27 protein-coding genes are annotated in these 25369 nt (G+C 63.8%); 8 read left to right on the forward strand and 19 right to left on the reverse strand.

The genetic code is table 11. The features are described from left to right. Positions 1-19 precede the first annotated feature (19 nt). The 5 genes from ccsB to AB4068_RS08055 are packed head-to-tail and all read right to left on the reverse strand — an operon-like array spanning position 20 to position 4908. Positions 20-1084: a c-type cytochrome biogenesis protein CcsB gene (gene ccsB, locus AB4068_RS08035; protein ID WP_332602659.1), complete on the reverse strand. Its 1065-nt coding sequence runs from the start codon at positions 1082-1084 to the stop codon at positions 20-22. Beyond that, positions 1084-2823, reverse strand: a complete 1740-nt coding sequence (gene resB, locus AB4068_RS08040) for a cytochrome c biogenesis protein ResB (RefSeq protein ID WP_441433111.1) — start codon at positions 2821-2823, stop codon at positions 1084-1086. The genes ccsB and resB overlap by 1 nt, the downstream gene beginning before the upstream one ends. Then, positions 2823-3578, reverse strand: a complete 756-nt coding sequence (locus AB4068_RS08045; RefSeq protein WP_059389523.1) for a cytochrome c biogenesis CcdA family protein — start codon at positions 3576-3578, stop codon at positions 2823-2825. The genes resB and AB4068_RS08045 overlap by 1 nt, the downstream gene beginning before the upstream one ends. Before the next feature lie 14 nt (positions 3579-3592). Then, positions 3593-4243, reverse strand: a complete 651-nt coding sequence (locus AB4068_RS08050) for a TlpA family protein disulfide reductase (protein WP_113990710.1) — start codon at positions 4241-4243, stop codon at positions 3593-3595. Between the two features lie 2 nt (positions 4244-4245). Next, positions 4246-4908: a histidine phosphatase family protein gene (locus tag AB4068_RS08055; protein WP_332602657.1), complete on the reverse strand. Its 663-nt coding sequence runs from the start codon at positions 4906-4908 to the stop codon at positions 4246-4248. Between the two features lie 203 nt (positions 4909-5111). Between AB4068_RS08055 and AB4068_RS08060 the strand changes: the two genes are divergently transcribed. The 3 genes from AB4068_RS08060 (at position 5112) to AB4068_RS08070 (ending at position 7587) form a co-directional block, all read left to right on the forward strand. Beyond that, positions 5112-5660, forward strand: a complete 549-nt coding sequence (locus AB4068_RS08060) for a YceI family protein (protein ID WP_284990081.1) — start codon at positions 5112-5114, stop codon at positions 5658-5660. Positions 5661-5859: 199 nt separating this feature from the next. Further along, positions 5860-6534, forward strand: a complete 675-nt coding sequence (locus tag AB4068_RS08065) for a hypothetical protein (protein WP_441433112.1) — start codon at positions 5860-5862, stop codon at positions 6532-6534. 243 nt (positions 6535-6777) lie between these two features. Continuing rightward, positions 6778-7587: a hypothetical protein gene (locus AB4068_RS08070; protein ID WP_332602656.1), complete on the forward strand. Its 810-nt coding sequence runs from the start codon at positions 6778-6780 to the stop codon at positions 7585-7587. A 46-nt stretch (positions 7588-7633) separates the two neighbouring features. On the opposite strand, the gene AB4068_RS08075 is transcribed toward AB4068_RS08070, so the two are convergent. Then, positions 7634-8341 (reverse strand): redox-sensing transcriptional repressor Rex, encoded by a 708-nt coding sequence (locus AB4068_RS08075; RefSeq protein ID WP_059389518.1) that lies wholly within the window; start codon positions 8339-8341, stop codon positions 7634-7636. 51 nt (positions 8342-8392) lie between these two features. Further along, complete coding sequence (locus tag AB4068_RS08080; protein WP_059389517.1) at positions 8393-8647, reverse strand: glutaredoxin family protein; 255 nt, start codon at positions 8645-8647, stop codon at positions 8393-8395. A gap of 77 nt (positions 8648-8724) precedes the next feature. Here AB4068_RS08080 and AB4068_RS08085 point away from each other — a divergent pair, with 77 nt between their 5' ends. Next, positions 8725-9543 carry an HAD family hydrolase gene (locus AB4068_RS08085; RefSeq protein ID WP_284990086.1) on the forward strand — a complete coding sequence of 273 codons (819 nt, stop codon included), beginning with the start codon at positions 8725-8727 and terminating at the stop codon, positions 9541-9543. Between the two features lie 237 nt (positions 9544-9780). On the opposite strand, the gene AB4068_RS08090 is transcribed toward AB4068_RS08085, so the two are convergent. From AB4068_RS08090 to AB4068_RS08100, 3 genes are all read right to left on the reverse strand, one after another. Further along, positions 9781-9879 carry a 30S ribosomal protein bS22 gene (locus AB4068_RS08090; RefSeq protein WP_003792170.1) on the reverse strand — a complete coding sequence of 33 codons (99 nt, stop codon included), beginning with the start codon at positions 9877-9879 and terminating at the stop codon, positions 9781-9783. A gap of 173 nt (positions 9880-10052) precedes the next feature. Beyond that, positions 10053-10265 carry a helix-turn-helix domain-containing protein gene (locus tag AB4068_RS08095; RefSeq protein ID WP_059389516.1) on the reverse strand — a complete coding sequence of 71 codons (213 nt, stop codon included), beginning with the start codon at positions 10263-10265 and terminating at the stop codon, positions 10053-10055. 158 nt (positions 10266-10423) lie between these two features. Beyond that, positions 10424-11566: a 3-deoxy-7-phosphoheptulonate synthase gene (locus AB4068_RS08100; RefSeq protein ID WP_284990088.1), complete on the reverse strand. Its 1143-nt coding sequence runs from the start codon at positions 11564-11566 to the stop codon at positions 10424-10426. 324 nt (positions 11567-11890) lie between these two features. On the opposite strand from AB4068_RS08100, the gene AB4068_RS08105 reads away from it, so the two are divergent. Continuing rightward, positions 11891-12904, forward strand: coding sequence for a LacI family DNA-binding transcriptional regulator (locus tag AB4068_RS08105; protein WP_284990089.1), 1014 nt, complete (start codon positions 11891-11893; stop codon positions 12902-12904). Here the strand turns inward: AB4068_RS08105 and AB4068_RS08110 are convergent. Next, a complete protein-coding gene (locus AB4068_RS08110; RefSeq protein WP_307054566.1) occupies positions 12894-13598 on the reverse strand; it encodes a FadR/GntR family transcriptional regulator in 705 nt (234 codons plus the stop codon). The genes AB4068_RS08105 and AB4068_RS08110 overlap by 11 nt on opposite strands. 79 nt (positions 13599-13677) lie before the next feature. On the opposite strand from AB4068_RS08110, the gene AB4068_RS08115 reads away from it, so the two are divergent. Then, on the forward strand, positions 13678-14982 hold the full coding sequence (locus tag AB4068_RS08115) for an alpha-hydroxy acid oxidase (RefSeq protein ID WP_441433113.1): 1305 nt from the start codon (positions 13678-13680) through the stop codon (positions 14980-14982). A 41-nt stretch (positions 14983-15023) separates the two neighbouring features. Here AB4068_RS08115 and gdhA read toward each other — a convergent pair whose 3' ends face one another. From gdhA to AB4068_RS08130, 3 genes are all read right to left on the reverse strand, one after another. After that, positions 15024-16361, reverse strand: a complete 1338-nt coding sequence (gene gdhA / locus AB4068_RS08120; protein ID WP_441433114.1) for an NADP-specific glutamate dehydrogenase — start codon at positions 16359-16361, stop codon at positions 15024-15026. A 372-nt stretch (positions 16362-16733) separates the two neighbouring features. Then, positions 16734-17318 carry an ArsR/SmtB family transcription factor gene (locus tag AB4068_RS08125; protein WP_441433115.1) on the reverse strand — a complete coding sequence of 195 codons (585 nt, stop codon included), beginning with the start codon at positions 17316-17318 and terminating at the stop codon, positions 16734-16736. A 96-nt stretch (positions 17319-17414) separates the two neighbouring features. Then, positions 17415-18626 (reverse strand): acetoin utilization protein AcuC, encoded by a 1212-nt coding sequence (locus AB4068_RS08130; RefSeq protein ID WP_441433116.1) that lies wholly within the window; start codon positions 18624-18626, stop codon positions 17415-17417. 111 nt (positions 18627-18737) lie between these two features. Between AB4068_RS08130 and AB4068_RS08135 the strand changes: the two genes are divergently transcribed. Both AB4068_RS08135 and AB4068_RS08140 read left to right on the forward strand, forming a co-directional pair. Beyond that, positions 18738-20171 carry a TrkH family potassium uptake protein gene (locus AB4068_RS08135; RefSeq protein ID WP_441433117.1) on the forward strand — a complete coding sequence of 478 codons (1434 nt, stop codon included), beginning with the start codon at positions 18738-18740 and terminating at the stop codon, positions 20169-20171. Between the two features lie 40 nt (positions 20172-20211). Then, on the forward strand, positions 20212-20850 hold the full coding sequence (locus AB4068_RS08140) for a potassium channel family protein (RefSeq protein ID WP_171983496.1): 639 nt from the start codon (positions 20212-20214) through the stop codon (positions 20848-20850). Between the two features lie 15 nt (positions 20851-20865). Here AB4068_RS08140 and proC read toward each other — a convergent pair whose 3' ends face one another. The 5 genes from proC to AB4068_RS08165 all read right to left on the reverse strand — a co-directional run bounded on the left by proC (position 20866) and on the right by AB4068_RS08165 (position 25158). Further along, positions 20866-21696 (reverse strand): pyrroline-5-carboxylate reductase, encoded by an 831-nt coding sequence (gene proC, locus AB4068_RS08145; RefSeq protein WP_332602650.1) that lies wholly within the window; start codon positions 21694-21696, stop codon positions 20866-20868. Between the two features lie 252 nt (positions 21697-21948). Further along, positions 21949-22785, reverse strand: a complete 837-nt coding sequence (locus AB4068_RS08150; protein ID WP_059389509.1) for a sugar phosphate isomerase/epimerase family protein — start codon at positions 22783-22785, stop codon at positions 21949-21951. 1 nt (position 22786) lies between these two features. After that, on the reverse strand, positions 22787-23851 hold the full coding sequence (locus tag AB4068_RS08155; RefSeq protein WP_084784591.1) for a Ppx/GppA phosphatase family protein: 1065 nt from the start codon (positions 23849-23851) through the stop codon (positions 22787-22789). Between the two features lie 71 nt (positions 23852-23922). Further along, positions 23923-24414, reverse strand: coding sequence for an SseB family protein (locus tag AB4068_RS08160; protein ID WP_441433118.1), 492 nt, complete (start codon positions 24412-24414; stop codon positions 23923-23925). 120 nt (positions 24415-24534) lie between these two features. Beyond that, positions 24535-25158 carry a hypothetical protein gene (locus tag AB4068_RS08165; RefSeq protein WP_441433119.1) on the reverse strand — a complete coding sequence of 208 codons (624 nt, stop codon included), beginning with the start codon at positions 25156-25158 and terminating at the stop codon, positions 24535-24537. Between the last annotated feature and the right edge of the window lie 211 nt (positions 25159-25369).

Raw genomic sequence — 25369 nt, forward strand, 5'->3', positions numbered from 1 at the left:
GCACCCGTCCTGGGCAGTCCTACTGCGACAGCCCCGAGTAGGAGTGCAGGCCGTTGAAGAACACGTTGACCACGGTGAAGTTGAAGATCACGCACAGGTAGCCTGCAATCGACAACCAGGCAGCGCGGGTTCCCGTCCAGCCGCGGGTGGCGCGCGCGTGCAGGTAGCCGGCGTAGACCACCCAAATCACGAAGGTCCAGACTTCCTTGGTGTCCCAGCCCCAGAAGCGGCCCCAGGCTTTCTCTGCCCAGATGGCGCCGAACATGAGGGTGAAGGTCCAGCCCACGAATCCCACGGTGTTGATGCGGTAGGACAGGTTTTCCAGGCTCAACGCGTTCGGTACGAGCCGCATGAAGCCCAGTTTGTCCACGCCGCCGGCCGCCAGGGTCTTCTGCCGGTGCGATTGCAGCAACTGCAGGGCTGACATGGCGAACGTCAAAGTGAACAGGGACGCGGACATCACGGCGATGGAGACGTGGATGACCAGCCAGTAGCTTTGCAGTGCCGGAACCAAGTGGCCCACCGGGGTCCAGTACGTCACGGACGCGGCCACCATCATGATCACGGCGAGGCCCAGCACAAAGGTGCCCAGGAAGCGCAGGTCACGGCGGATGAGCGAGAGCAGGAAGACCGCAACCACCAGGAAAGCGCCGGTGGTCAGGAACTCGTACATGTTGCCCCACGGCACGCGGCCTGCGCCGATCGCGCGGGTGATGACTCCGGCACCATGGATTGCCACGCCGATGATCGCGACCGCCACCGCCACGCGGGCGGGAATGCGGCGCTCGGCGGCGTACTTCATGTCACCGCCGGCCGTCTGGTTGACGGAGGTGATGGCCGACGTCGGGCGCTCGGTACGGCCGGCCGGTCCGCCGACGTCGTTTCCACCGGCACGCCCGGCGGCGACCGGAACCTTGACCTCGGCTGCCACGGAAGAGGCTGCCTTCAGGTCCACTGCCTTCAGCATCTTGCTGCTCTTGGCGAGGTCCCACGCGAAAGCGATGAACGCCACCGTGTAGGTGCCGGCCGCGAGCAGCATGAAAAGCTCGCTGTACTGGCCCATGGTTTCGTTGATGGGGAGCATTACTGGTCCTTCGAGGTTGAGGAAGAAACGGTGTCGGTGGACTGATCTGTGTGGAGCAGCCATTCTCGTTGCAGCAGTTCGCGGATCGCGGCAGCTTCGCCGGCCAGCCTGTGGTCCTCGCCGCGGGCAAGGAGACCGTACTCCACCATTGTGCGCCCGTCGTCGTGGGTTCCGGTGCGGACCCAGACGCGACGGCGGTTCAGGTAGAGGGAGAGAATCAGTCCGGCGACCGCAAGCAAGGCGAACACGAGCGCGGTGGCCTGGCCCGGATTGTGGTGGATGTCGACGCCGACGTACTTCTTGACGCCGTCGAAAGTGATGCTGCCCTTGCCGTTAGGAAGCGTGTAGGTGCCTCCCGGGGCGAGCGCGATGGCCTTCTCCGCCATGCCGCGGCCATTGAGCGGGGTCAGCTTGGCTACATCGAGCTCGAAGACGTTCTGCGGGGCGCCCTTGTTCAGGCCGAGGTCGCCGTAGTACGAGTTGAGGTTCAACTGCGGGTTGAAGAGTTCGGGATCGCCGCTGTAGGCGACACCCTTGTCCGTCACCATGGCCGTCGGCAGGAAGAATCCCGCGAAGCCGAGCTGATCGGGCTTGGCATCGGGAACCTTGATGACCACCGAGGAGTAGTAGTTGTCACCCTGCAGCTTGGCCACGACAGGCCCCTGCATCGCGACGTTGCCGGCCCCGTCCCGGACCGTGACCACGGGAGCGTAGCCGTTGCCCGTCAAGTAAATGCTGGTGTCGCCAAGGGACACGGGATCGTTGACCTTGAGGACCTGCTTCTTGGCGGGCGCGTCCGGGGTGTCCCTGGTGGTGACGTCCGCCGTGAAGTCGATGGGCTGGCCGAAGTGTGCCGACGATTCACGGTCGAATTTGACGTCGAACTTGTTCAGCTGGATGGAGTACGGCTGCAGCCAGCTGCTCTGGAAGTTGGTGCCGGGGCTGAATTGGTCGTAGCCCACCAAGGTGTTCACGAACGTATCGCCTTCCACCAGGATGCGCTGGCCGCTGTAGCCGAACAGGCCGCCGACCGCCACCGAAACCAGCACTCCGATCAGCGAAGCGTGGAACACGAGGTTTCCCACTTCCTTGAGGAAGCCGCGCTCGGCACCCAAGGACGGCATGGCGGCGTCGACGTCGCGCACCTCCACGCGGTAGCCGCGCTTCTTCAGGACCGCAGCGGCGTCCGAGATAGCCTTCGACGCCGGGATCCCGGCGTCGGCGGGCAGCACAAGCGTCCCGTACTCCGGGAGGCGGGAGAGACGCTTCGGGGTCCGCGGCGGCTGGGAGCGCATTGCCTTGTAGTGGGCGATGGCCCGTGGCGTGACACAGCCGATCAGGGAGATGAACAGCAAGATGTAGATCGCCGAGAACCAGGCAGAGGAGTACACATCGTAGAGCTGCACGGAGTCCAGGAGCTTGCCGTAGTCCGGGTGGTCGCTGATGTACTGCGTCACGATCGAAGGGTTCGCCGGGCGCTGCGGGAACAGCGAGCCGGGAACTGCCGCGACTGCCAGGAGCAGCAGCAGGAACAGCGCCGTACGCATGCTGGTCAGCTGGGTCCAGGCCCATCGCAGCATGCCTACGATCCCCAGGACCGGCAGTGCCGCCTCGGCCTTGGCCTTGTCGATCGCCTTGCCGGCGGCCTTGCCAGCTGCGCTGCCAGAGGCGTTGTCAGCTTCCGCGGATTCGCTGGCGGACTTGTTGGACTTCGTTTTACCTTGCACGGGCTCGCTCATCAGATCGGCAACTTCACATCGGTTTGGAACCAGTACTGCAGCCCGGTAACCCAGGCGCCCCACACTCCCGTGGCCATCAGGATTCCCAAGAGGATCAGGATGCCCCCGCCCATCCGCTGGATCGCGAGGCGATGCTTGCGGAAGAAGGACATGACACCCATCCCCCGGCGGACTGCGAGGGCTATCAAAAGGAAGGGAATGCCAAGGCCAAGACTATAGACAAACGCCAGGAGCGCCCCCTTCGCCGCGGACGATCCCCCGGAAAGGCTCAGCAGCTGAACTGCGGAATAGGTAGGGCCAATACAGGGGGCCCAGCCGAGTCCGAACGTTATGCCCAACAAAGGAGCACCCCACAGACCGGCTGGCGGCTTGGCATGGATTTTGGCGTCACGCTGCAACCACCCGAAGCCGCCAAGGAACACAACGCCCATGATGATCACCAGCACGCCCAGCAATTGCGTGATCCACGCGTTCTGCGGGCCGGTGATGAGGGTCCCCAATTGGCCGAACGCGCCACCGAGCAGGACGAAAATCGCGGAGAATCCGAGGACGAACAGGCCGATTCCCGCGAGCATGCGTCCGCGCTTTTGCTTCTGGAGGTCGACGCCGCTCAGCCCGGTCACGTAGCCAAGGTAGCCAGGCACCAGCGGCAGGACGCATGGCGACAGGAAGGACACGAGTCCGGCCAGCAGGGCCACGGGGATGGCCAGCAGCAAGGAACCACTCAGGATGGTCTCGGCGAAAGGGCTGTTCACGCTGTCCGGGCCACCTACTCGGCAACCGCGGTGGTGATGAGGGCCTTGAGGGTGCTCTTCTCGATCTCGCCCAGGACGCGGGCGGCAACCTTGCCTTCTTTGTCCAGGACGAGCGTGGTGGGCACCGCACCCGGGGGCACAATGCCGGAGACAGACAGGAGCACTGCGCCGTCTTTGTCATTGAAGCTGGGGTACGTGAGCTTGAACGTCTGGTCGAAGGCGTCGGCCGTAGCCTTCTCGTCCCGGAGGTTCACACCGTAGAACTGGACACCTTTGCTCTTGAACTCCTGGTGCAGTTCCTCAAGAATCGGCGCTTCAACCCGGCACGGCGCGCACGCGGCGAACCAGAAGTTGAGGACGGTCACCTTGCCGACCAGGTCCTGCGGAGTCACGGCAGTTCCGTCGAACAACGTGCCCTTGATCCCGACGGCGGCCTTACGGTCGGCTTTGGCGAATTCCGTCACCGAGCCGTCCCCGGCGACGTAGTTCTTGTTGTCGCCGGCTTTGGCTTGCTGGGCCAGGGCGTCTTCCTGGGCACAGGCGGACAAGCCCATGGTCAATGCAGAGAGTGCCACACCACCGACAGCGAGGAAGCTGCGGCGTGAGGTCAAGGCTGCGTTGATTTTCTGGCCGCTGGTCTTGCGGCTGGTGGTATCGCGGTCCATGGTCATGCTCCGGGCGTCTTCGCGGCACCGGGCAGCAGCACGGCGGCGGGTTCGCTGTACTCCACCCGCGCAACCTTGCCGCCGTCGAACACCAGGGAAGTCAGCGACGTCAGCGTGCACTCGCGTTTGCGCGGATCGTGCCACAGGGGCCGGCCCTCCGCGCTGAGGCGCGTGGCGTAGATGGGAAGCTGGTGGCTGACGAGGATGGCTTCGGCGCCATCGCCGCCGAGTTCGATTGCCTTCAGCCGGGCGTCCTCGACGGCGGCACGCATCCGGGCGACCTGGTCCTGGTACGACTCGCCCCAGGACGGACGCAAGGGGTTGCGGTACTCACGCCAATGCTTGGGCTTGATGAATTCGGAGAGGTGGGCCTTGAGCCCTTCGAAGTGGTTCTCCGCCTCGATGATCCGCGGTTCCGTGTGGATCTGGAGGTCCAACGCCTGGGAAGTGGGAAGGGCGGTTTCCTGCGCGCGGGTCAACGGCGAGGCGACAAGGTAGACGATGTTCGCCCCCTGCGCGACGCGGGCAGCGAAGTGGTCCGCGAGCATCTTGGCCATCTCGCGGCCGCGTTCGGAGAGGTGAAATTCGGGCAGTCTGCCGTACAGAATGCCGTCGGGATTGTAGACCTCGCCATGGCGGAGCAGATGGACAGTTGCTTGGGGCATGTTTACCAGTTTCTCAAAGAAGGCGGGCGATCTGAAATCTTCTACGTTTCGTAGAACTGAAAGTTTCTTCAGAATGTTCCCTGAAGGTGGAATAAAAGATGCATTTGCATGTTTATACTTGACACAAGGTTCGGTTGACACTTCAACTAAGTACGGCCGAACGACCGATGAAGCTACGATCACACCTTCCCAAGGAGAACCCCATGACTCTTCCCGCAAACGTCACCACCGGCGTCTGGACCCTCGACAACTCGCACAGCGAGATCGGCTTCACCGTCCGCCACGCAGGCATCAGCAAGGTCCGCGGCCAGTTCACCGAGGCAGAAGCCACCCTTGAACTCGGCGGCAGCCTGGCCGACTCCAAGGTCGCCGCAAGCATCCAGACCGCCAGCTTCGACTCCGGCGACGCCAACCGCGACGGCCACGTCAAGGGCGAGGACTTCTTCGATGTGGAGAAGTTCCCGGAAATCACTTTCGTCTCCCGCCACGTCAAGGCCAACGGAGACAGCTTCGACCTCGTGGGCGATCTGACCATCAAGGGCGTCTCCAAAGAGGTCACCATCGAAACCGAGTTCAACGGCGTAGCCGTTGACCCGTTCGGCAACACCCGCGCAGGCGTTTCCGGTGAGACCACCATCAGCCGCAAGGACTTCGGCCTGACCTGGAACGCAGTGCTCGAGGCCGGTGGCGTCCTGGTCAGCGACAAGGTTGTCATTAACCTCGAACTGGCCTTCATCGCACCTGCCGCCTAATCCCCCAGGTTCCCAATCCCCCGGGTTAAAGGGCGGAATGGCGCCTTCGGGGCTGCACACGATCACGTGCGCAGCCCCGGAGGCGCCATTTTTTGCTCGCGGTATCACCCGCCTATTGTTCGGGTGAAAGCCGATACTTAGCGGCGAATTAGCCAAGAATTTCCTATGAATCCTTAAACCTCAGGTCTAAAGTGATGCCATGAGTAACCCAAACGAAGCTCCTCAGCCTCAGCAGCCCGGAGCCCAGCCACCGCAGCCCGGCAATGTCCCTCCTGCGGGTTACCAGCCTCCGCAGGGATACCAAGCACCTCCTTCTTACCAAGCGCCTCCCTCTTACCAGCAGCCAACCCCCGGATACCAGCAGCAGGGCCAACCCGGACAGGGAGAAGGTTTCCACTTCGAGATGCCTACCGACGGTCCGAAGAACTTCAACGATGTCCTTCCCAAGGGCGGTTTTTCAGGCATGTTCAAAGTGACCGGAATGCCCACAGAGTTGAAGGTCTCCTACTGGATCTGGCTTATTGGCGGACTCCTGGCCCTCTTGGGTGGCCTGCTCGGCCTCTTCGGCTCCATTGTGCTCTTCACGCTCGCGCCGGCAATCGCCGTCGTCGTCCTCCTTCTGGTACTGATAGCGCTGGTTGTGGCGGCCGCCCAAATCGTCTTCGCGATGAAGATGAAGGAAGGCAAGGAGTGGGCCCGCCTCGCACTGACCGTCATTGCGGGAATTTCCCTGATCCTCTCGATCGTGGGGGGAGCGATGGCAAATGGACAGAGCAACAACTGGTTCAGCTTCGTCATCAGCCTCATTGCAACGGTCCTGATGTGGCTGCCCAATTCGCAGGCGTGGTTCAAGTCAGTGAAGGGCGCCGTCTAGCCAACCCGTTACAAGCCGGAATTTCATAGCTGAAGGCCGCGGCCGGTCCCGGAAGGACCCCGCGGCCTTCCGTTTGTCCATGCAGGATTCACGGGAGCTCCGCCGAAGCTTGTTCAGCGAGAATTCTTCCCGTGAATCATCACCAGCGCTGTGCCGTCGGGGTACGGTGGAATTAAGCCGAGCTGGGGGCGGGGCACGTTGCACCCGGCAGCCGTATCTGCAGTCGACACGCAAAGGAATGCCATGAGCACCCCTCCGTACCCGCCGTCCACTCCGGGCGAGAATCCCACCCCTGAGGAGCCGAAATACGGCCAGCAGACACCCCAGCAGGGTCAGCCGCCGCAATACGGCCAACAAGCTCCTCAGTTCGGGCAGCCTTCGGCTCCGCAGTACGGCCAGCAGGCGCCCCAGCAGCCGTCCGCACCCCAGTACGGGCAACAGGCTCCCCAGTACGGGCAGCCGTCCGCACCCCAGTATGGACAACAGGCTCCCCAGTACGGGCAGCAGCCGCAGTACGGGCAGCCTTCCGTCCCGCAGTACGGGCAGGGCGGCCCCGTCACTTGGCCGAGCCAGCAGCCCGCTGCGACGTCCGGAGTCCCGCAGTTGGTCAACATCTCCTTCTGGCTGATGATTGCCGCAGGGGTACTGACCTTGATCGGCATTCCCTTCACTATCGCTACGCTGAACTCGCCGGCAGGCAAGAACATGTTCAACCAGGCCCTGTCGGCGCAAGGAAGCAACGCTTCAGGCATAGACACAAGCACCTTCATCGGCATTGCGATCACGTTCCTGGTTATCTTCTCGGTGATCTTTGCCGGGCTCTACGCATTGGTTGCGTTCAATGTCCGGAAGGGGAAGAACTGGGCCCGCATCCTGGGCACGGTCTTCGCTGGAATTTCCCTGCTGGGCCTGACCCAGATCGGCATGGGCACCATCACCATCCTCTTGGGCATCGCCGCGATCGTGATGCTCTATTTGCCGGCCTCGGCGCCGTACTTCCGGAAAGCCCAGCCGTTCGCGAACCCTTACGGCCAGGCGCCGTACGGCCGCTAGGCGCTAGACGCTAAAACCAAAACAACGGGTGCAGACCCGGTCCGGCCTAAATGGCCTGGCCCGGGGTCTGTGCCCGTTGTGCGTGATACGCCAGGATCTGGAGCTCAGTGGCCATGTCCACTTTGCGCAGATTCACGTACGGAGGAACTTGCAGCAGCACCGGGGCAAAGCTGAGGATGCTGCGGATACCCGCGCTAATCACGCGGTCGCAGACGCCTTGTGCCACCGCGGCCGGGAGGGCCAGGACAACCATGTTGGTTCCGGTCCGCTGAAGGACCGTTTCAAGATTGGCGGCGTCGCTGACCCGCAGCCAGCCGACCTCGTTCCCGATAATCATGGGATCGGCATCGAGGATCGCCACCACGTCGAAACCGCGCGACTCGAAGCCGCCGTATCGTGCCAAGGCCTTGCCCAGGTTGCCGGCGCCCACAATGGCCACTTTCCAGTCGTGGGTCAGGCCGAGCGCCGCCGCGATGTGCCGGCTCAGGTATTGGACCTCGTACCCGACGCCACGCGTTCCGTAGGAGCCGACGTAGGAGAGGTCTTTGCGCAAGGTGGACGAACTGACTCCGGACGCCTCAGCCAACGCCTCGGAGGAAACCCGTTCCACGCCTTCACCGAGCAGGGAGTTCAGAGCGCGCAGGTAAAGCGTCATCCGGGCCACAGCCGCGGGCGGTATCTGCTTCGCGGCAGACTCCTTGTCCCCGGGTACAGCCTCGGCGGACGGTTCCAGCGCAGTCACGTTCTTCTCCATTGCGTCGCTTTGTTTTCCCACTCTATTGCCAACAAAGCTCTGCACGCATGTTCAGGCGGCGATGGCCTTCTTCAGGACCCGCACCAATCGTGCCTCATCGATTTTCCAGAAATCCCGCTGGATTCCGTCCACGAATACCACCGGGATCTCCTCGGCGTAGCGCTCGCGCAGTGCCGGGTCAGTGTCGATTGACTGTTCGGTCCACGTGAGCCCAAGGCTTGAGGTCACGCGTTCGACGGCGTCCCGCGCCGCGGCGCAAAGGTGGCAGTCAGCTTTGGTGAGGAGTACGACGTCGGGATTTGGCATGGTTCAACGGTATCGCTTCAGCGTCGTCACGGCAGTCGCGAACGGCAGGGGGCCGGACGATTGACTAGACTCGAGGCATGCCCGTCGAGAAGAACGCCGTTGTGGCCACCGCGCCGGCTGCAACGCAGCAACACGGCGAAGCCGCATTCTTCGACGTCGACAACACCCTCATGAAGGGTGCCAGCCTCTTCCACGTTGCCCGGAAGATGTATGAACGCAGGGCCTTCACGCTCTCCCAAGCCGCGGGCTTTGCCTGGAAGCAGTTCAAGTTCGTGCTCCGGGGCGAAAAGATGGAGGACGTCCATTCCGTCCGGGATTCCGCGCTGATCCTCGCGGCCGGCATCAAGGTGTCCGATATCAAGGAGCTGGGCGAAGAGGTCTACGACGAGATGATCGAGTCGCGGATCTGGCCCGGTACCAAGGCCCTGGCGGAACAGCACCTGCGTGTTGGCCGGAAGGTCTGGCTCGTCACCGCCACGCCCATCGAAGTTGCCACCGTCATTTCCACGCGGCTCGGCCTGACCGGCGCCCTGGGTACCGTGGGTGAGGTTGAAGATGGCGCTTACACCGGCCGGTTGGTGGGCGAGATCCTCCACGGGCCAGCCAAGGCCGTGGCCGTGCAGCGCGTAGCGGACGAAGAAGGCCTGGACCTGAAGCGCTGCTGGGCGTACAGCGATTCGCATAACGATATCCCGCTGCTCACGTTGGTGGGCCACCCCGTGTGCATCAATCCCGACGCCGGGCTTCGCCGCCACGCGCGGGAGAACAACTGGCCTGTTTACGACTTCCGTTCCGGCCGCCGGGCAGCCACGCTCGGCCTCAAGGCCGCGACCGTCGGAGGCGCCGTCTACGGCTTGTGGCGGGGTTTCTCGAAGTTCCGCAGCCCGAGGGCCTAACCCCAGCAACCCTCGCTCACATATACCCGCCTCCCCGGCAACCCTCGCTCACATGATGTGACGACCGCAGTTCCGGCATGTGCCCACATACGGGAGCGAGCGTTGTCGAAACGGCCGACATACGTGAGCGAGGGTCCGGGGAAAAGCGCTCATAGGTGAGCGAGCGTCACCGGGGACGGACGCAAAAATGCCCGCCGCCTTGAGAGGCAACGGGCATTCACGCTGTAGGAAGTATCTCTACTTCTTATTGCGACGCTGGTGGCGGGTCTTGCGAAGCAGTTTGCGGTGCTTCTTCTTGGCCATACGCTTGCGGCGCTTCTTAATAACTGAACCCACGTAAGTTCCTTACCAAACTAGATTGAGATTCTGTCTGCTGGGTGAGGTCCTTGAACTGAGCAACAGACTTTACAACTGACAGATTCTTACAATGACGTAAAACGTTCCTTAACAGGGTACCGCTTATCGGGGGCACCCAATGACCGCTGGCCCTTGAGGGGACCAAGCCGGGCTCAGGCCGTCTCTGAGTGTCCGTCGACGACCGCGCCCTTGAGGTACTGGCTCACGGCATCTTCGGGGACCCGGAATGATCGTCCAAATCGGACGGCCGGCAATTCTCCCGAGTGGACCAGACGGTACACGGTCATTTTGGAAACCCGGAGGACTTCGGCAACTTCAGCCACTGTCATGAAACGCGCGTTCGAGAAGTTAGTCTCTGCGGACATTTCTCCATATTCCTTTGCTCTCAGCGGTTAGCGGCGAACCCCAGCATTCATTACCTGGTGTGCCGATGCTGAGCCATCAAACAACCATGTGCTAGATACTCTAGAGGCTGCTGGTACCAAAGTGAAAGTCTTTCGTCCAAGTGGAGACTAGGTTTCACTTAGTTGGAAGCAGCTATCCGACGCTTTCGGGCCGAGGCCGCCAACTGGTTCAGGACGGACACCGTGACGTCCCATTCCATGCAGGCGTCGGTGACGCTCTGGCCGTACACCAGCTCTTGTTCGCCGGCCGACTGCCGCTCCACATCCAGGTTCTGCGCCCCACCGACAAGGAAGCTCTCCAGCATGACGCCGGCGATCGGCGAAGCAACGTCATCTTCCAACTGCGCGCCGATCTCCAAGGCGACTTCGGCCTGGCGGTGGTGGCTCTTGCCGCTGTTGGCATGGCTCGCGTCAACGATGAGCCGCGGGTTCAAGCCCTTTGCCGAGAGCTTCTCCGAGGCAGCGGCAACCTGGTCCGCGGCGTAGTTCGGTCCCTTGCGGCCGCCGCGCAGGATCACATGGGTGTCCGGGTTGCCCGAGGTCGCCACGAGGGCGGCGCGGCCCTCGCCGTCGATCCCCAGGAACGCCTGGGGTGCCGCAGAGGCGCCGCAGGCATCGATCGCGACTTGGAGGTCGCCGTCGGTCCCGTTCTTGAAACCGATCGGCATGGACAGTCCGGAGGCGAGCTGGCGGTGGATCTGGCTCTCGGTGGTCCGCGCACCGATGGCGCCCCATGCCACGAGGTCGGCCATGTATTGCGGGCTGATGGGTTCCAGGAACTCGGTGGCCGTCGGCAGGCCCAGGGCCGTGACTTGCTGGAGGAATCCACGGGCGGCACGGAGTCCGGCCGCGATGTCGTGGCTGCCGTCCAAGTGGGGATCGTTGATGAGGCCCTTCCAGCCGACCGTGGTGCGCGGCTTCTCGAAGTAGGCCCGCATGACGATGAGCAGGTCTTCCTTGTGCTTCTCCGCCTGGCTGACCAGCCTGCGCGCGTATTCCAGGCCGGCCTTCGGATCGTGGATGGAGCACGGTCCCACGATCACCAGGAGGCGATCGTCCACGCCGTCCATGATGGCGCGGACTCCGTCGCGTCCGCGCTCGACGACGGCGGAGGCCTTAGCGTCCAGCGGCAGTTCCGCGCTGATTTCCTGCGGCGTGGGGAGCGGCTCGAAGCGGCTGACGCGCAGGTTCGACGTCGACTGCGCGCCGGGATTTTCGACGTCGGCATTTAGTGTGGTGGGCTCTGCGGCGATGCTGGTCATGAAAGGGGTCCTGTTCCGGAGAGGAGCGGACCCTACTCAGAGCCCGCCTGGAAATGGCGAAGGGCAGAGAATGATCTCTGCCCTGTTGGCTCTGAAGGAAAGTTGGATGCGTGTCAGTTAGACGCGGGCCCCTCCAGAGCCAACGAAAAATACGCATACCAACGGTTAGTCATAGCGAAACCATAGCGGCAGGCTCCGGATTCCCGCAAATCGAAATGCAACGACATCAAGGGAAACCGTTTCCTCACTCACTATAAACTTCACCTCAGAACACACGTCGCCGCAGCATTGGAACCGGGCGGCATCAGCTCCAGGAAGGAAAGCATGCCAGGCAGAAGGAACACCCGGCGGGTGGGCATCGCAGATGTGGCATCCATGGCCGGCGTTTCGCATGCCACGGTTTCCCGCGTCATGAACGGAAACACAACCGTGGACGCGGACATTGCCGCCCGCGTGCGCGCAGCCGCTTCCGAGCTGAAGTACAAACCGAACCCGGTAGGCCGAAGCCTGGCCCTGGGGAAAACGGACACTATCGGAATCGTGGTGCCGGACCTGTCCAACCCCACCTTCCAGGCCATCCTTCGCGGGCTGAGTATTGCCGCCGCCCGCGACGGCTACCGCGTGTTGATCGCCGACTCGTCCGAAGTTTCCAGCGAAGAAGCGATCCTCGCCGGGGAAGCCCGGAGGCGATGCGACGGCGTCGTTCTTTGCGCCCCCCGCATGAGCGACGCCGACCTGGAAGAGCTCGCCCCCACGCTCTATCCCCTGGTCCTCATCAACCGCACCACCGAGTCGGTGCCGACTCCCAGCCTCGTAGTGGACTACGGCCAAGGCATCCAGGAGCTTGCCGCCCACTTGGTGGAATTGGGCCACCGCAAACTGGCCTACCTGACCGGACCGGACCGCAGTGCGTCCAACGTGCAGCGCCTCCGTGGGCTCGAGAAGTTTACGGCCGAATTCCCGGATGTCGAACTGCAGTTCATTCCCGGAGGGAACACGTTCGACGCCGGATTCGAGTCGAGCGATGCCGTCGCCGCCTGCGGCGCCACCGGCATCCTTGTCTTCAACGACGTCGCGGCGATGGGCCTCTTGAGCGGACTCAGCGAGCGCGGGATCCGCGTGCCGGAGGACTTGTCCCTCACGGGTTTCGATGACATGCCGTTCGCCCGGTACACCATGCCTCCGCTAACCACTGCGGCTGTACCGATTTCCGACCTCGGGGACCTTGCGTGGCGCCGCATGCGGGAGCAGATCCAGACCAACGACGCCGCCTCCCCCACGAACTACTTCCCGCCGCGGATTGAGCTCAGGGGAAGCACCGGACCCGTCAAGGCCTAGTTTCCTCAGGGGCCTTCCCCAGCCCGGCTTCCCGGTAGTACCCCTCGATGTGCGCGGCCACGAGCGTCGCCGCCCGGCCGCCGTCGCCGTCGTTCACTGCCGCCAAAATGGCGCGGTGCTCGGACCGCAGGCGACCGGCGGTGCGATCCCAATCCGGCAGGTTCGCCGTGAGCGCCGCGGCGTAACCCTCGATCGCTTCACGGAGCGAGCCCATGATGGTGCTCACCACGGCATTTCCTGCGGCTTCCGCCAGCGCCAGGTGGAAGGCGACGTCCAGTGCGAGGAAGTCGTCGACGGCGGCACTCAGGTCCATCTCGTCCACGAGCCTCGCTGCTTCGTTGAGTTCGGGGGCGTCGGCCCTGGCGCGGGACACCGCCCATGATTCGAGCAGGACCCGTGTTTCCACGATGTCGGCGACGGGCAAATGCTGTGTGGCCACGTGGAGGCGGAGCGCTGACCCGAGTGCCGTGGCCGGTTCCGCGATAACCACTGTCCCGGCGTCCTTGCCGGAGCCGACGCCTGCCCGCACCAAGCCCATGGCTTCCAGGATCCGGATTGCTTCGCGGACCGAGGTCCGTGAAACTTCCAACTGTTCGGCCAGCGCCCGCTCGGCGGGGAGCCGTCCACCAAGCACCAAATGCCCGTCGGACAATTGCTTTTCGATCCAACTCAGGACGAGCTCGTGCGTTCGCATGGATAAATAGTAGTTGATGTGGTTGGACCACATGGCATAGAGTGTGGTCTAACCACACAAGTCCACGGGAGACAGCATCATGACGCAGACCGTCCAGCCAAGCAACGCCCCTTCCCTTGAGGTGCCCGCGAACGTATCCTCCGCCGTCGGGCGTCCTGCTGCACTCAAGCGGCGGGTTCCCAAGTACTCAGACCTGGCGCCGCTCATGAAGTTCAAGAAGCCCGAGTTCAGCAACGCGGCGAAGCTGCGCCGAGCATCCACCATCTGGGAACTGCGGGACATGGCCAAGCGGCGCACTCCCCAGGCGCCGTTCGACTACACGGACGGTGCAGCGGAGGCGGAGATCACCCTTCGCCGGGCCCGTCAGGCTTTCCAGGACATCGAGTTCCGGCCGGGGATCCTGCGCGACGTCTCCAACATCGACCTCAGGACCGGGATCCTGGGCAAGGAATCCCGGCTTCCGTTCGGCATCGCACCCACGGGATTTACCCGCATGATGCAGTCCGAGGGTGAGTACGCGGGCTCGCAGGCAGCCGAAGCGGCGGGCATTCCATACACGCTGTCCACGATGGGCACGGCGTCCATCGAGGACGTGGCCGCTGCGGCTCCGAACGGCCGCAACTGGTTCCAGCTCTACCTCTGGACGGACCGCGACCGTTCCCTGGAATTGATCGAGCGCGCCGCCAAGGCCGGAAACGACACCCTGATGGTCACGGTGGACACCGCCGTCGCCGGTGCCCGGCTGCGGGACGTCCGCAACGGCATGACGATTCCGCCGGCGCTCACCGTAAAGACCGTCCTGGATGCTTCGTACAGGCCCGCATGGTGGTTCAACTTCCTCACGCACGAGCCGCTAACCTTCGCCTCGCTCTCCCGCTACACCGGAACCGTGGCCGACCTCATCAACTCCATGTTCGACCCCACCCTGACCTTCGACGATCTCGACTGGCTCCGCGAAACCTGGAAGGGCAAGCTGGTGGTCAAGGGCATCCAGACGGTGGACGATGCCCGCAAGGTGGTGGACCACGGCGCGGACGGCGTCGTGATCTCCAACCACGGCGGGCGCCAACTGGACCGGGCACCGATTCCGCTGCACCTCGTTCCGGAGGTCTCCGCGGCGCTGAAGGCGGACAACAGCGACGCGGCCGTCATCCTGGACACGGGCATCATGAGCGGCGCCGACATCGTGGCGGCCCTGGCCCTCGGTGCCGACTTCACGTTGATCGGCCGCGCCTACCTGTACGGGCTCATGGCAGGCGGGCGCGCAGGCGTGGACCGCACCATCCGGATCCTGGAAAAGGACATGGCCCGCACCATGGCCCTGCTCGGAGTGACGAAGATTTCAGAACTCACCCCGGACCACGTGCGTCTGCTGCAGCACTAGGTCCGGCGGGTTGGCAGGGTGGGTCCGGTGGGCGCGGCGCGCTAGATCAGGCCTTGCGCCAGCATGGCGTCGGCGACCTTCACGAAGCCGCCGATGTTGGCACCCAGGACATAGTTGCCCGGGGCGCCATATTCCTCCGCGGTTGCGGCACAGCGATCGTGGATGCCCACCATGATTTCCGTCAGGCGGGCTTCCGTGTGTTCGAAGGACCAGGAATCGCGGCTGGCGTTCTGCTGCATCTCCAAGGCCGACGTTGCTACGCCACCGGCGTTGGCCGCCTTGCCCGGGGCAAACAGGATGCCTGCGTCCTGGAAAACGGCAACGGCTTCACGGGTGGAGGGCATGTTGGCGCCTTCGGCGACTGCCAGCAGGCCGTTGCTGACGAGCTTGGCCGCTGCGTCGCCGTCGAGCTCGTTTTGAGTCGCGCACGGCAGGGCAACGGTACCGTTGACATCCCAGACCGAGCCACCGGCCACATAACTGGCGCCCCGGCGTCGCTCCGCGTATTCAGTGAGCCGGCCCCGCTCGACTTCCTTGATCTGGCGAAGCAGCGCGACATCGATGCCGGCCTCGTCAACCACATAGCCCGCGGAATCGGAACAGGCAACCACCGTGGCGCCAAGGGCCTGGGCCTTCGCGATCGCGTAGATGGCTACGTTTCCCGAACCGGAGACCACGACGCGTTGGCCGTCGAAGGACTGGCCCCGGGTCTTGAGCATCTCCTGGGCAAAGATAACCGTGCCGAAACCAGTGGCTTCCGGACGGACCAGGGAGCCGCCCCACGACATACCCTTGCCAGTCAGCACACCGGACTCATAGCGGTTGGTGATGCGTTTGTACTGGCCGAACAGGTAGCCGATCTCGCGGCCTCCCACACCGATGTCGCCGGCAGGAACGTCCGTGTATTCACCGATGTGGCGGTACAACTCGGTCATGAATGACTGGCAAAAGCGCATGATTTCGGCATCGGAGCGGCCACGGGGATCGAAATCCGAGCCGCCCTTGCCGCCACCGATCGGCATGCCTGTCAGGGCATTCTTGAAGATCTGCTCGAAGCCGAGGAACTTGACGATGCCCAGGTAGACCGAGGGGTGGAAGCGCAGTCCACCCTTGTAGGGGCCCAAGGCTGAATTGAACTCGACGCGGAAACCGCGGTTGACGTGAACACGTCCGGCGTCGTCGGTCCACGGGACGCGGAAGATGATTTGGCGCTCCGGTTCGCACAGGCGCTCAAGGACGGCGCCCTCGAGGAATTCCGGGTGCCGGTCATGTACCGGGCCAAGGCTTTCGAAGACCTCGGTGACGGCTTGGTGAAATTCCAGCTCGCCCGGGTTCCGCGCCAAGACGGTGTCCCGGACTGCTTCCAGCCTCGAATCCATGTGACTCCCTACAACTTCTGCGCCGAACGGCGGATCTGAAACGACCCCGCCATGCTCGCATCAGACGCGCGCCAATCTCCATCCGAACCGATTACGACCAAGCAGCACGTCGACCAATTTCCCGCCGAAGTCGGCATCTTTTGCTGTCGAAAAGGACCAATGACCCAGGAACAGATCCTCGCGAAGCCAGCCGTCCCACAACTTCAGAAAGGCGACACTAGATCCGAAGGGCTGCGCCAGCGGGCCTCCGGCCCGGCCCATGACTCTGAAAGTGGCGGGGATCGCGCACGGCCACAAAGGTTGCAGGGACTTCCCGGACCAACATCGGGCAGAAGCCAATCGCGGCGTGACCGGGATCACGCCAACTTGCCGCTACTTCTTTCGCCCGAACTTCGGCAGGTTGGGCAGGTTCGGCAGGTTCGCCAAGAGGTCCGCAGCCTTGGTTGCGGCACGGCCAACCGTGCGGCCGATCTGCTGCGGCCTGGTGTCGTCGATTCCGGCGGCGGCGGCAACAGCTCCGGTGGCGGAAGCGGCTTCAGGCGAGCGCTCGACGTCGGTGCTCGCCGGAGGAGCGACGATCGGCTCGCCGTCGGTCTGGTTCCGCGCGGCACCCGGCTGGCCCGTGGCGCCTTGGCCTGCCGTACGTGGCCGGGGGCTGCGGGCCGGCGTGGCGGCTTCGACCGCGGGCTTCGCGGGTCCGACGTCGAACGTCTCCAGCCAGCTGGCAACACCGGCGAGCGGCTTCGGGTTCAACGCGTAATAGCGTTTCTGTCCCTGCGCGCGCATGCTGACGAGATCCGCCTCGCGGAGTACCTTCAAATGCTTTGAGATGGTGGGCTGGCTCGCTGCGAGCTCCTCCACCAGTTCCCCCACAGCCTTATCCCCAGAGCGGAGGGAAACCAGAATGTCACGCCGGGTTGCCTCAGCAATGACGGCAAATACGTCGTCAGTCACCATGCCTCCCACCCTAGCGACATATACGCCAAAAGGCATCAACTATTTCGCATATGCGCGCGGCGTTGACCCAGCCTTGCGCGGCCGGCCGAGCAGCTATCAGTCGAACCAGGGATCCAGACCGTAAAGCGGAAAGATTTCCTTGCGGGTGGCGATGATGGTGCGGTCCACGGCGTCAGCCGGGTCATAGCCGACCTCCCACGAACGCCACCAGGTGTCCACGCCGTCGCCCATGAGTTCGGGAACCGTATCCCCGTACTTTTCCCTGACATGGCTCCGGAAAGCCTCCGGAACCGGAGCCGTCAGCTGGACAGGATGTTGGGCCACGATGCCGATCAAATGGCTCCAAGTGCGCGGTACCACTCCCGTGATGTCGTACCCCCCTCCCCCGGTGGCGATCCAACGGTTTTCGCAGAACCTGGCGGCGAGGCCCGCGACGGCGTCGGCCGCCTCGCGCTGGCCGTCCACGCTCAGGTTGAGGTGCGTGAGGGGATCGAGTTTGTGGGAGTCGCAGCCGTGCTGGCTCACAATGACTTCAGGTTCAAAGGCCTGCACGAGTTGGGGTACCACGGCATGGAAGGCGCGCAACCACCCTGCGTCCCCCGTCCACGCAGGCAACGCCACGTTGACGGCCGTCCCCAAGGCGTCCCGGCCGCCGATCTCGTTGGCGAATCCCGTTCCCGGGAACAGCGAGAGCCCGCTTTCGTGCAGGGAAATCGTCAGGACCCTGGGGTCGTTCCAGAAGATGCTCTGGGTGCCGTCGCCGTGGTGGGCGTCGACGTCGATGTACGCGACCCGCCGGACACCGCCGTCGAGCAGCCTCTGCACGGCGAGAGCGGCGTCGTTATAGATACAGAAGCCGCTGGCCCGCTCTCGGGAGGCATGGTGAAGGCCGCCGCCGAAGTTGACGGCCCGGACCGCGGTCCCGGACAGGATCGCCTCGGCCGCGAGCAAGGACCCTCCGGCGAGCCGGGCGCTGGCCTCGTGCATCCCTGCAAACGCTGGATCATCCTCGGTGCCGAGCCCGCGTTCCGGGTCCGGCGTCGTCGGATCTTCGCTTGAACGCCGCACCGCGGCGACATATTCGGCGCTGTGCACTGCCAGGAGGTCGACGTCGGACGCGACCTCAGGCGCTTGGACGGACACATGCTCCAGGTCGAAAAGTCCGAGCGCCGCGGCGAGCCTGGCCGTCAGCTCAAGCCGCGCGGGGGCCATCGGGTGCGAGGGACCGAAATTGTATGCGGTCATGGCGGGATCCCACGCCACCGTCGTTGGCAGCGGGGACGGACGGAGGCCTGCCCAGGAAGTCATCAATGACAGGCTACCCGAGCGGCGGAACGCACCTGCCCCGTTACAGCGGGCGATTAGTGGTTTACTACTCAGGAAAGCAGAATCAATCGACCAGAAGCGAACAGCACTGCCATGACTCAAAGCCAGTCGAGGTCCCTAGACCCGGCCAGCTGGCAAACCGTCCAGCCGGAGCGGGGAGGCCTGTGGATTTTCACGGGTATCCGCGACTTCATCGACAACATCGCCAACTCCTCACCGGCCCGATTGGCGCTCACGGCGTACGTCTTCGCGATTCTCGTGTTCACCGGCCTGCTTTCCCTGCCGGCGGCCTCGGCCGACGGTGCGGTCACTCCCATACACCAGGCCCTATTCACCGCTGTCTCGAGCGTGTGCGTGACCGGTTTGACGGTTGTGTCGACGGCGACGCACTGGACCTTCTTCGGCCAGCTCGTGATTCTCGTGGGCATCTTCGTGGGTGGATTGGGAACCCTGACACTCGCCTCCCTCCTGGCGCTCATGGTCAGCAAACGGCTCGGTGTGAGGGGCAAGCTCATTGCCCAGGAGGCCATGAACAACGCCGGCCGCTTGGGCGAAGTGGGTACATTGTTGCGGATCGTCATCTCGACGTCCGTGACCATCGAGGCCGTCCTGGCCATCGCGATGATTCCCCGGTTCCTGACGCTAGGCGAGGACTTCTGGCAGGCCGTCTGGCACGGAGTCTTCTACTCGATCTCTTCCTTCAACAATGCCGGTTTCACACCCCATTCCGACGGAATCGTGCCGTACGAGACCGATCTGTGGATTCTCGTGCCGCTCATGCTTGGCGTGTTCCTCGGCAGCCTCGGCTTTCCGGTGATGCTGGTGCTCCGGCGGCACGGCCTGAATTGGAGGAAGTGGAGCCTCCACACCAAGCTGACCATCCAGGTTTCCTTGATCCTCCTCATTGCCGGCGCAGTCCTCTGGGCCTTGATGGAGTGGGACAACACCAACACCATCGCCAACATGAGCGTCGGCGACAAGATCACGCATTCCATTTTCGCCTCGGTCATGACGCGCTCCGGTGGCTTCAACCTGGTCGACCAGGGGCACATGGATTCGACCACGAGGCTGCTGTCGGACGCGCTCATGTTCGCCGGCGGCGGTTCGGCGTCGACGGCCGGCGGCATCAAGGTGACAACCATCGCGGTCATGTTCCTCGCCATCGTCGCTGAGGCCAGGGGCGACGACGACGTCAAGGTCTACGGCCGCACGATCCCCGAGGGCACCATGCGGGTAGCCATCTCGGTGATCGTCGCCGGCGCCACCTTGGTATGCGTATCCGCATTCCTGCTGTTGGCCATCAGCGGCGCCAGCCTGGACCGGGTACTCTTCGAAACCATTTCAGCCTTTGCCACCGTGGGACTCAGCACGAACCTCAGCGCGGAGCTGCCGCCGGCGGGGGTCTACGTCCTCGCCGCCCTCATGTTCGCCGGCCGCATCGGCACCATAACCCTTGCCTCCGCCCTGGCCCTCCGCCAGCGCAGGCAGCTATTCCATTACCCGGAAGAGAGGCCGATCATTGGCTAATTCAACAGGCGCCCCCAACCGGCCGGCGCACAACGCGCCCGTGCTGGTGATCGGCTTGGGCCGATTCGGTGCAGCCACCGCCGAGCAGCTCGTCAAGCAGGGACGCGAAGTCCTGGCCATCGAACGGGACCGCACGCTCGTCCAGAATTGGGCTTCCGTGCTGACCCACGTGGTCGAGGCGGACGCCACCAACATCGATGCCCTCCGCCAACTCGGCGCGCAGGAATTCAGCTCCGCCGTAGTGGGTGTGGGAACCTCGATCGAGTCCTCGGTGCTCATCACGGTGAACCTCGTGGATCTGGGCATCGAACACCTCTGGGTGAAAGCGATCACGGCCTCACACGGCAAGATCCTCACGCGCATCGGCGCCAACCATGTCATCTACCCCGAGGCCGACGCCGGAGTGCGCGCGGCACACCTTGTCTCGGGGCGCATGCTGGACTTCATCGAGTTCGACGACGATTTCGCCATCGTGAAAATGTACCCGCCCAAGGAAACCGTGGGCTTCACGCTGGATGAGTCCAAGGTCCGTTCCAAGTACGGCGTGACCATTGTTGGCGTGAAATCCCCGGGCGAGGACTTCACCTACGCCCGGCCGGACACGAAGGTCTCCGGCCGCGACATGCTGATTGTGTCAGGGCACGTGGACCTGCTGGAACGGTTCGCTGCGCGGCCGTAGCTCCAGTGGGAGGAACTAAGCCAGCTGCTGTGTGATCTCCGCGGCCCGGGCCGCTGCGGCGCGGGCTCCGTCGGCGATGATCGCGGGTATTCCGCCGTCGTTGAACGCCGCGATGGCGCGTTCGGTGGTGCCGTTGGGGCTGGTCACGGCGATGCGCAGGGCCGTGGGGTCTGCTCCCGGCTCAGCGAGCATAAAACCGGCACCGGCCACAGTCTCGCGGGAAATCATGAGCGAGAGTTCGGGATCCAGGCCAAGTTCGACGCCGGCGGCAGCCATGGCCTCAGCCAGGTAGAAGGCGTACGCGGGGCCCGAGCCGCTGATGGCGGACAGGGCATCCACCTGGTCCTCGGGGATTTCCACGACCGTGCCCGCGGCAGCGAGGATGTCCTTGGCCTGCTGGAGCTGCTCGGGGGTGCAGTTGGTCCCGGGCGAAACGGAAACCACCCCGCGTCCGAGCTTGGCGGGCGTGTTGGGCATCGTGCGGATGACGGGCTGGCCCGCGGGCAGGGCTGCTTCCAACTGGGCGATGGACACGGCGGCGGCAACGCTGATCACGATGGTGTTCTTGGCGAGCGACGGTGAGATTTCGCGGGCGAGATCGGCAATGCCCACAGGCTTGACACCCAGGATGACAACCGAAGCGCCCTTCGTGGCCAGCTTGTTGTTATCTGGTTCCTCGGCCCCAGCGATGGTCATGACATGGTGGCGCTCGGCCAGTTCGGCGGCGCGTTCTGCGCGGCGTACGGTGGCGACGACGTCCGAGGGATCCGTTCCGGCAGCCAACAGGCCCCCCAGAATGGCCTCGTTCATGGACCCACAGCCAAGGAATGCGATTCGGTTGCTCATGGCTCCATGATGCCAGTTCAGCTGCTCCGCTGCAGAACCAATGCAGGACCGTCCAGAGGCGCCGAGGATTCCCAGCTAGTTCCCAAGATTATTGCAGGCTGCACCCAATATCGCTCCGTAACTTAGTAGTTACCTCATTGAGGGTGCGAGTGATGAGGCGGGCATGGGGATGTCCGCCACAAGCACCGGTGGTCGAACGGGTTTCCCCCCATTTTCCCGTATCGACCGCCGGTGCTTTCTCGTTTAAGGAACCTAGATCTCGAAGGCTCCCACGAGGGGCGCCCCCAAGTGCTGGCGCGCGAAGCGCAGCGTTTCGGCGAGCCACTCTTCGCGTTCGCCGGCGGCTTTGGCCTTGCGCGTGGAGATCTCGGCAACCACGGTGCCTTCGAATCCGTTGGATGCGAGATACTGCAGCGCCTCGGCGCACTGCTGGGTCCCGTAACCCGGGATCAAGTGCTCGTCCTTGCCCGAGCCCGAACCGTCGGTGAGGTGGACGTGGCGCAGCTTGCTCCCGAGCGCCCGGATCGCCTCAAGGCTGTTGGCACCCGCGGTGGCGGCGTGCGAGAAGTCCCACGTGACGTCGTCGTAATCCTGCCCCATCGGATCCCAGTGCGGAAGGTACGCGAGCGCCTCCCGGCCGCGCACACGCCACGGATACATGTTCTCTACCGCGATGTGCACCTGGTACATCGCGGCGATCTCGCGCACACCGGCAGCGAAGTTCTCCGCATAGTTCGACTGCCACCGAAACGGCGGATGGACCACCACAGTGTTGCAGCCGACTTCGCGCGCCATCTGGCAGGACATCTCGATCTTGTTCCACGCCGGACCCCAAACCTGCTGGGTCAGCAGCAAGGTGGGCGCGTGGATGGAGACGATCTGCTGGTCGTATCGATGGCTTAGCTGGATGAGTGCATCCGGGTTCTGGCTGGTGGCGTTGTTGGTCACCATCACCTCGACGCCGTCGTACCCCAGGTCCTGGGCCACGGCAAAGGCGTCATGGACGCTGAGCGGATAGACAGAGGCGCTGGAAAGCGCCACCGGAATCCTCGGCGTGTCTTCTTCGGAATGCTCGACGTCGGTGCTCATGTTAGTTGGCCTGCCTCCCGGCGATGGGGATTGGTATGGATACTGCCGCTGGCGCGGCCGTTCCGGTGTTGGCGCCCAGGCGTGGTACCGGTACCGCGCCTCCGAGCCCGACATGCGGAGCCGGGGCTAGCGGGCCATCGAAGATCAGCTGGTCGAGCCGGCGCAGGATCAATCCCTCGCGCAAGGCCCAAGGGCAGATCTCCATGCTGGGAAACTCGAACATTTCCAATGCGGCCTCAGCGACGAGCGCCCCCGCAAGGATCTGCGCCGCCCGTGCATCCGAGACGCCCGGGAGGTAGAGCCGGTCCTCGACGGTCATCGCCGAGATCCGCTGGGCCCAGAGGCCCAAGTCCGTGGCGTGGAGTTCCCGCTTGACGTACGGACCGGCGCCGCTGGGGGCAGCCCCTGCGATGCGTGCAAGCGAACGGAAGGTCTTGGAGGTCCCGGCCACCAGGTTGGCCCGGCCCAATTGCTTGAACTCGCGCACCACCGGCTTGAGAGTGTGGCGAATATACTTGCGCAGCTCTTTGACGCTCTTTGCCGTGGGCGGGTCATTGTGGAGCCAGTCCCTCGTCAAACGGCTGGCACCAAGCGGCACTGACACCGCGAGCTCGGGCAATTCGTCCTGACCAAACGCCATTTCGAAGGAGCCGCCACCGATGTCCAGGTCCAGGATCGGACCGGCGCCCCAGCCGTACCAGCGTCGGACCGCGAAGAACGTCATGGACGCTTCTTCGCTGCCTGTCAGTTCCTGCAGGGTCACAGTGGTCTCGTGCTTCACCCGGGCAAGGACCTCGACGCCGTTGGTGGCTTCGCGGATGGCCGAGGTACAAAATGCCAGGAGATCCTCGGCCTTGTGGCGGGCTGCGAACTCCCACGCTTCGAGGACGAATTCGATGAGCTCGTGTTGTCCGGCGTCGTTGATGTTACCGTCGGCGTCCAGGAACTGAACCAGCGAAAGCGGTCGCTTGTGGGAGGCAAACGCGACCGGGCGTGCGCCCGGATGCGCGTCCACCAAAAGCAAATGGACGGTGTTGGAACCGATGTCTAGGACGCCAAGACGCATTCTGCCATTATTCCCCGATTCGAAGCGTGTGAAGCAACTACGACTGCCGATTCGTGCCGGCGGTTAGTCAATTAATCCCGGGGTCCGCCGGTGCGTGATTCCGCGTCCACATCTGCGGCCGGGGCGGTGGCTTCGTGGGCTTCTTCGGCTTCGTCCGCGCGGGTAAAGTCGCGGCGGACGTTCGCAATGCCTTCGGGGCCCATCTCGAAGCCGTGCTCGCTGCCGGGGTTGATCACCAAGCCCAGCTCGTCGCCGATGCTGTCCAGAATCGCTGAACCGTGGGTGCCCAGGACGTTGGGCGCGGCTTCGAGGAAGTGCGATTCCACCCGGCTCGGGTGGCTGAACACGGCGAGGACAGGCTGGCCCTCGGAGTTGGCGAGGACAAGAGGCTCCACGGCGGCGTCAGGCTTATCCAGGGAGTCGGTGCTCAGGATGTAGACCTCGTTGTTCAGGAAGGACAGGATGACGTCCACCGGGTTCGCGTCGGGTTGCCCGGCCTTTGCGAGCTTGGACTCAAGGTCGTTCAAGGGCAGGGATTCCGGGGCTGCAGGCTGATCTGTCATGGTTCCACTCGATCACGGTTTCCCCGCCGGAAGCAATTCCCGGCTGTCTCGCCGTCGAGATCGTGGGTGGGGGCCGGGGGCTGTGTTCCGGAACGTAGTCCTCGGCCCGAACCCACGATCTCACCCCCGAAGAAGCCTGAGCAGGCGCACCTTCAGGCCGCGTTCGTCGAAGAGACCTTTCCAATCAATACGCAGGATTCGCCAGCCCTGCTCGGCCAGCAGCTCCTCCCTTTGCCGCTCTTCGAAGATCACTTCCGCAGTTGGCTTGTAGTCGAAGTACTTTGCCTTGCCGTCGACCTCGAGCGCGGCTCGAAGGTGCGGCCACGCGAAGTCGAACCGGTAGGCGCCACGAGGTGTTTGGACCCGCAGCTGGAGCACGGGATCCGGGAATCCGAGCTTCGCGATAGCGTCCCGCGTCAATGTCTCGCCCGGGGATTCGGACAATGGGTTCGCGAAGGCCAAGGCTTTTCGGAACGCCGTGACTCCCCGGGCACCGACTAGACCGGCACACGCTGACTCGAGCCACTCACGGTTGCATCCGAGCCTCAAGCCGTGGTCCAAGAGAATCAGGCCCTGCCGATAGTTCAGTATCTGTGCGCAGTCCAGAACGGTGCGGTCGAGTGCTGTCACTGGAAGTCCATCAATCTCGATCCGTTGCCCAGGCAGGAGGAGGCCTGAATGAGCCCTGACGTCGGCCGCATGGGATCCGCTCGCTGCGTGGTACGGAATGATGACGTGGATCAATTGATCAGCCCTCCACAAATACAAACGGTGCAGACGGGCGGCGGAGGTGTGGCTGAACGTAAGCCCATCCGCCGTGACGCGGAGGGTCCTATGGCAATACGCCGCCAACCGGGCGCGCTCCCGGTCATCGTCCAAAAGCCCACGCCAGAACGTGCCACGGACCATGACTCCCGTGCGGACCCTTACCAGTGAGCCCTAGCGGAGGTGTTCG

This window comes from Arthrobacter sp. 2RAF22, assembly GCF_052115325.1.
Classification (GTDB): domain Bacteria; phylum Actinomycetota; class Actinomycetes; order Actinomycetales; family Micrococcaceae; genus Arthrobacter.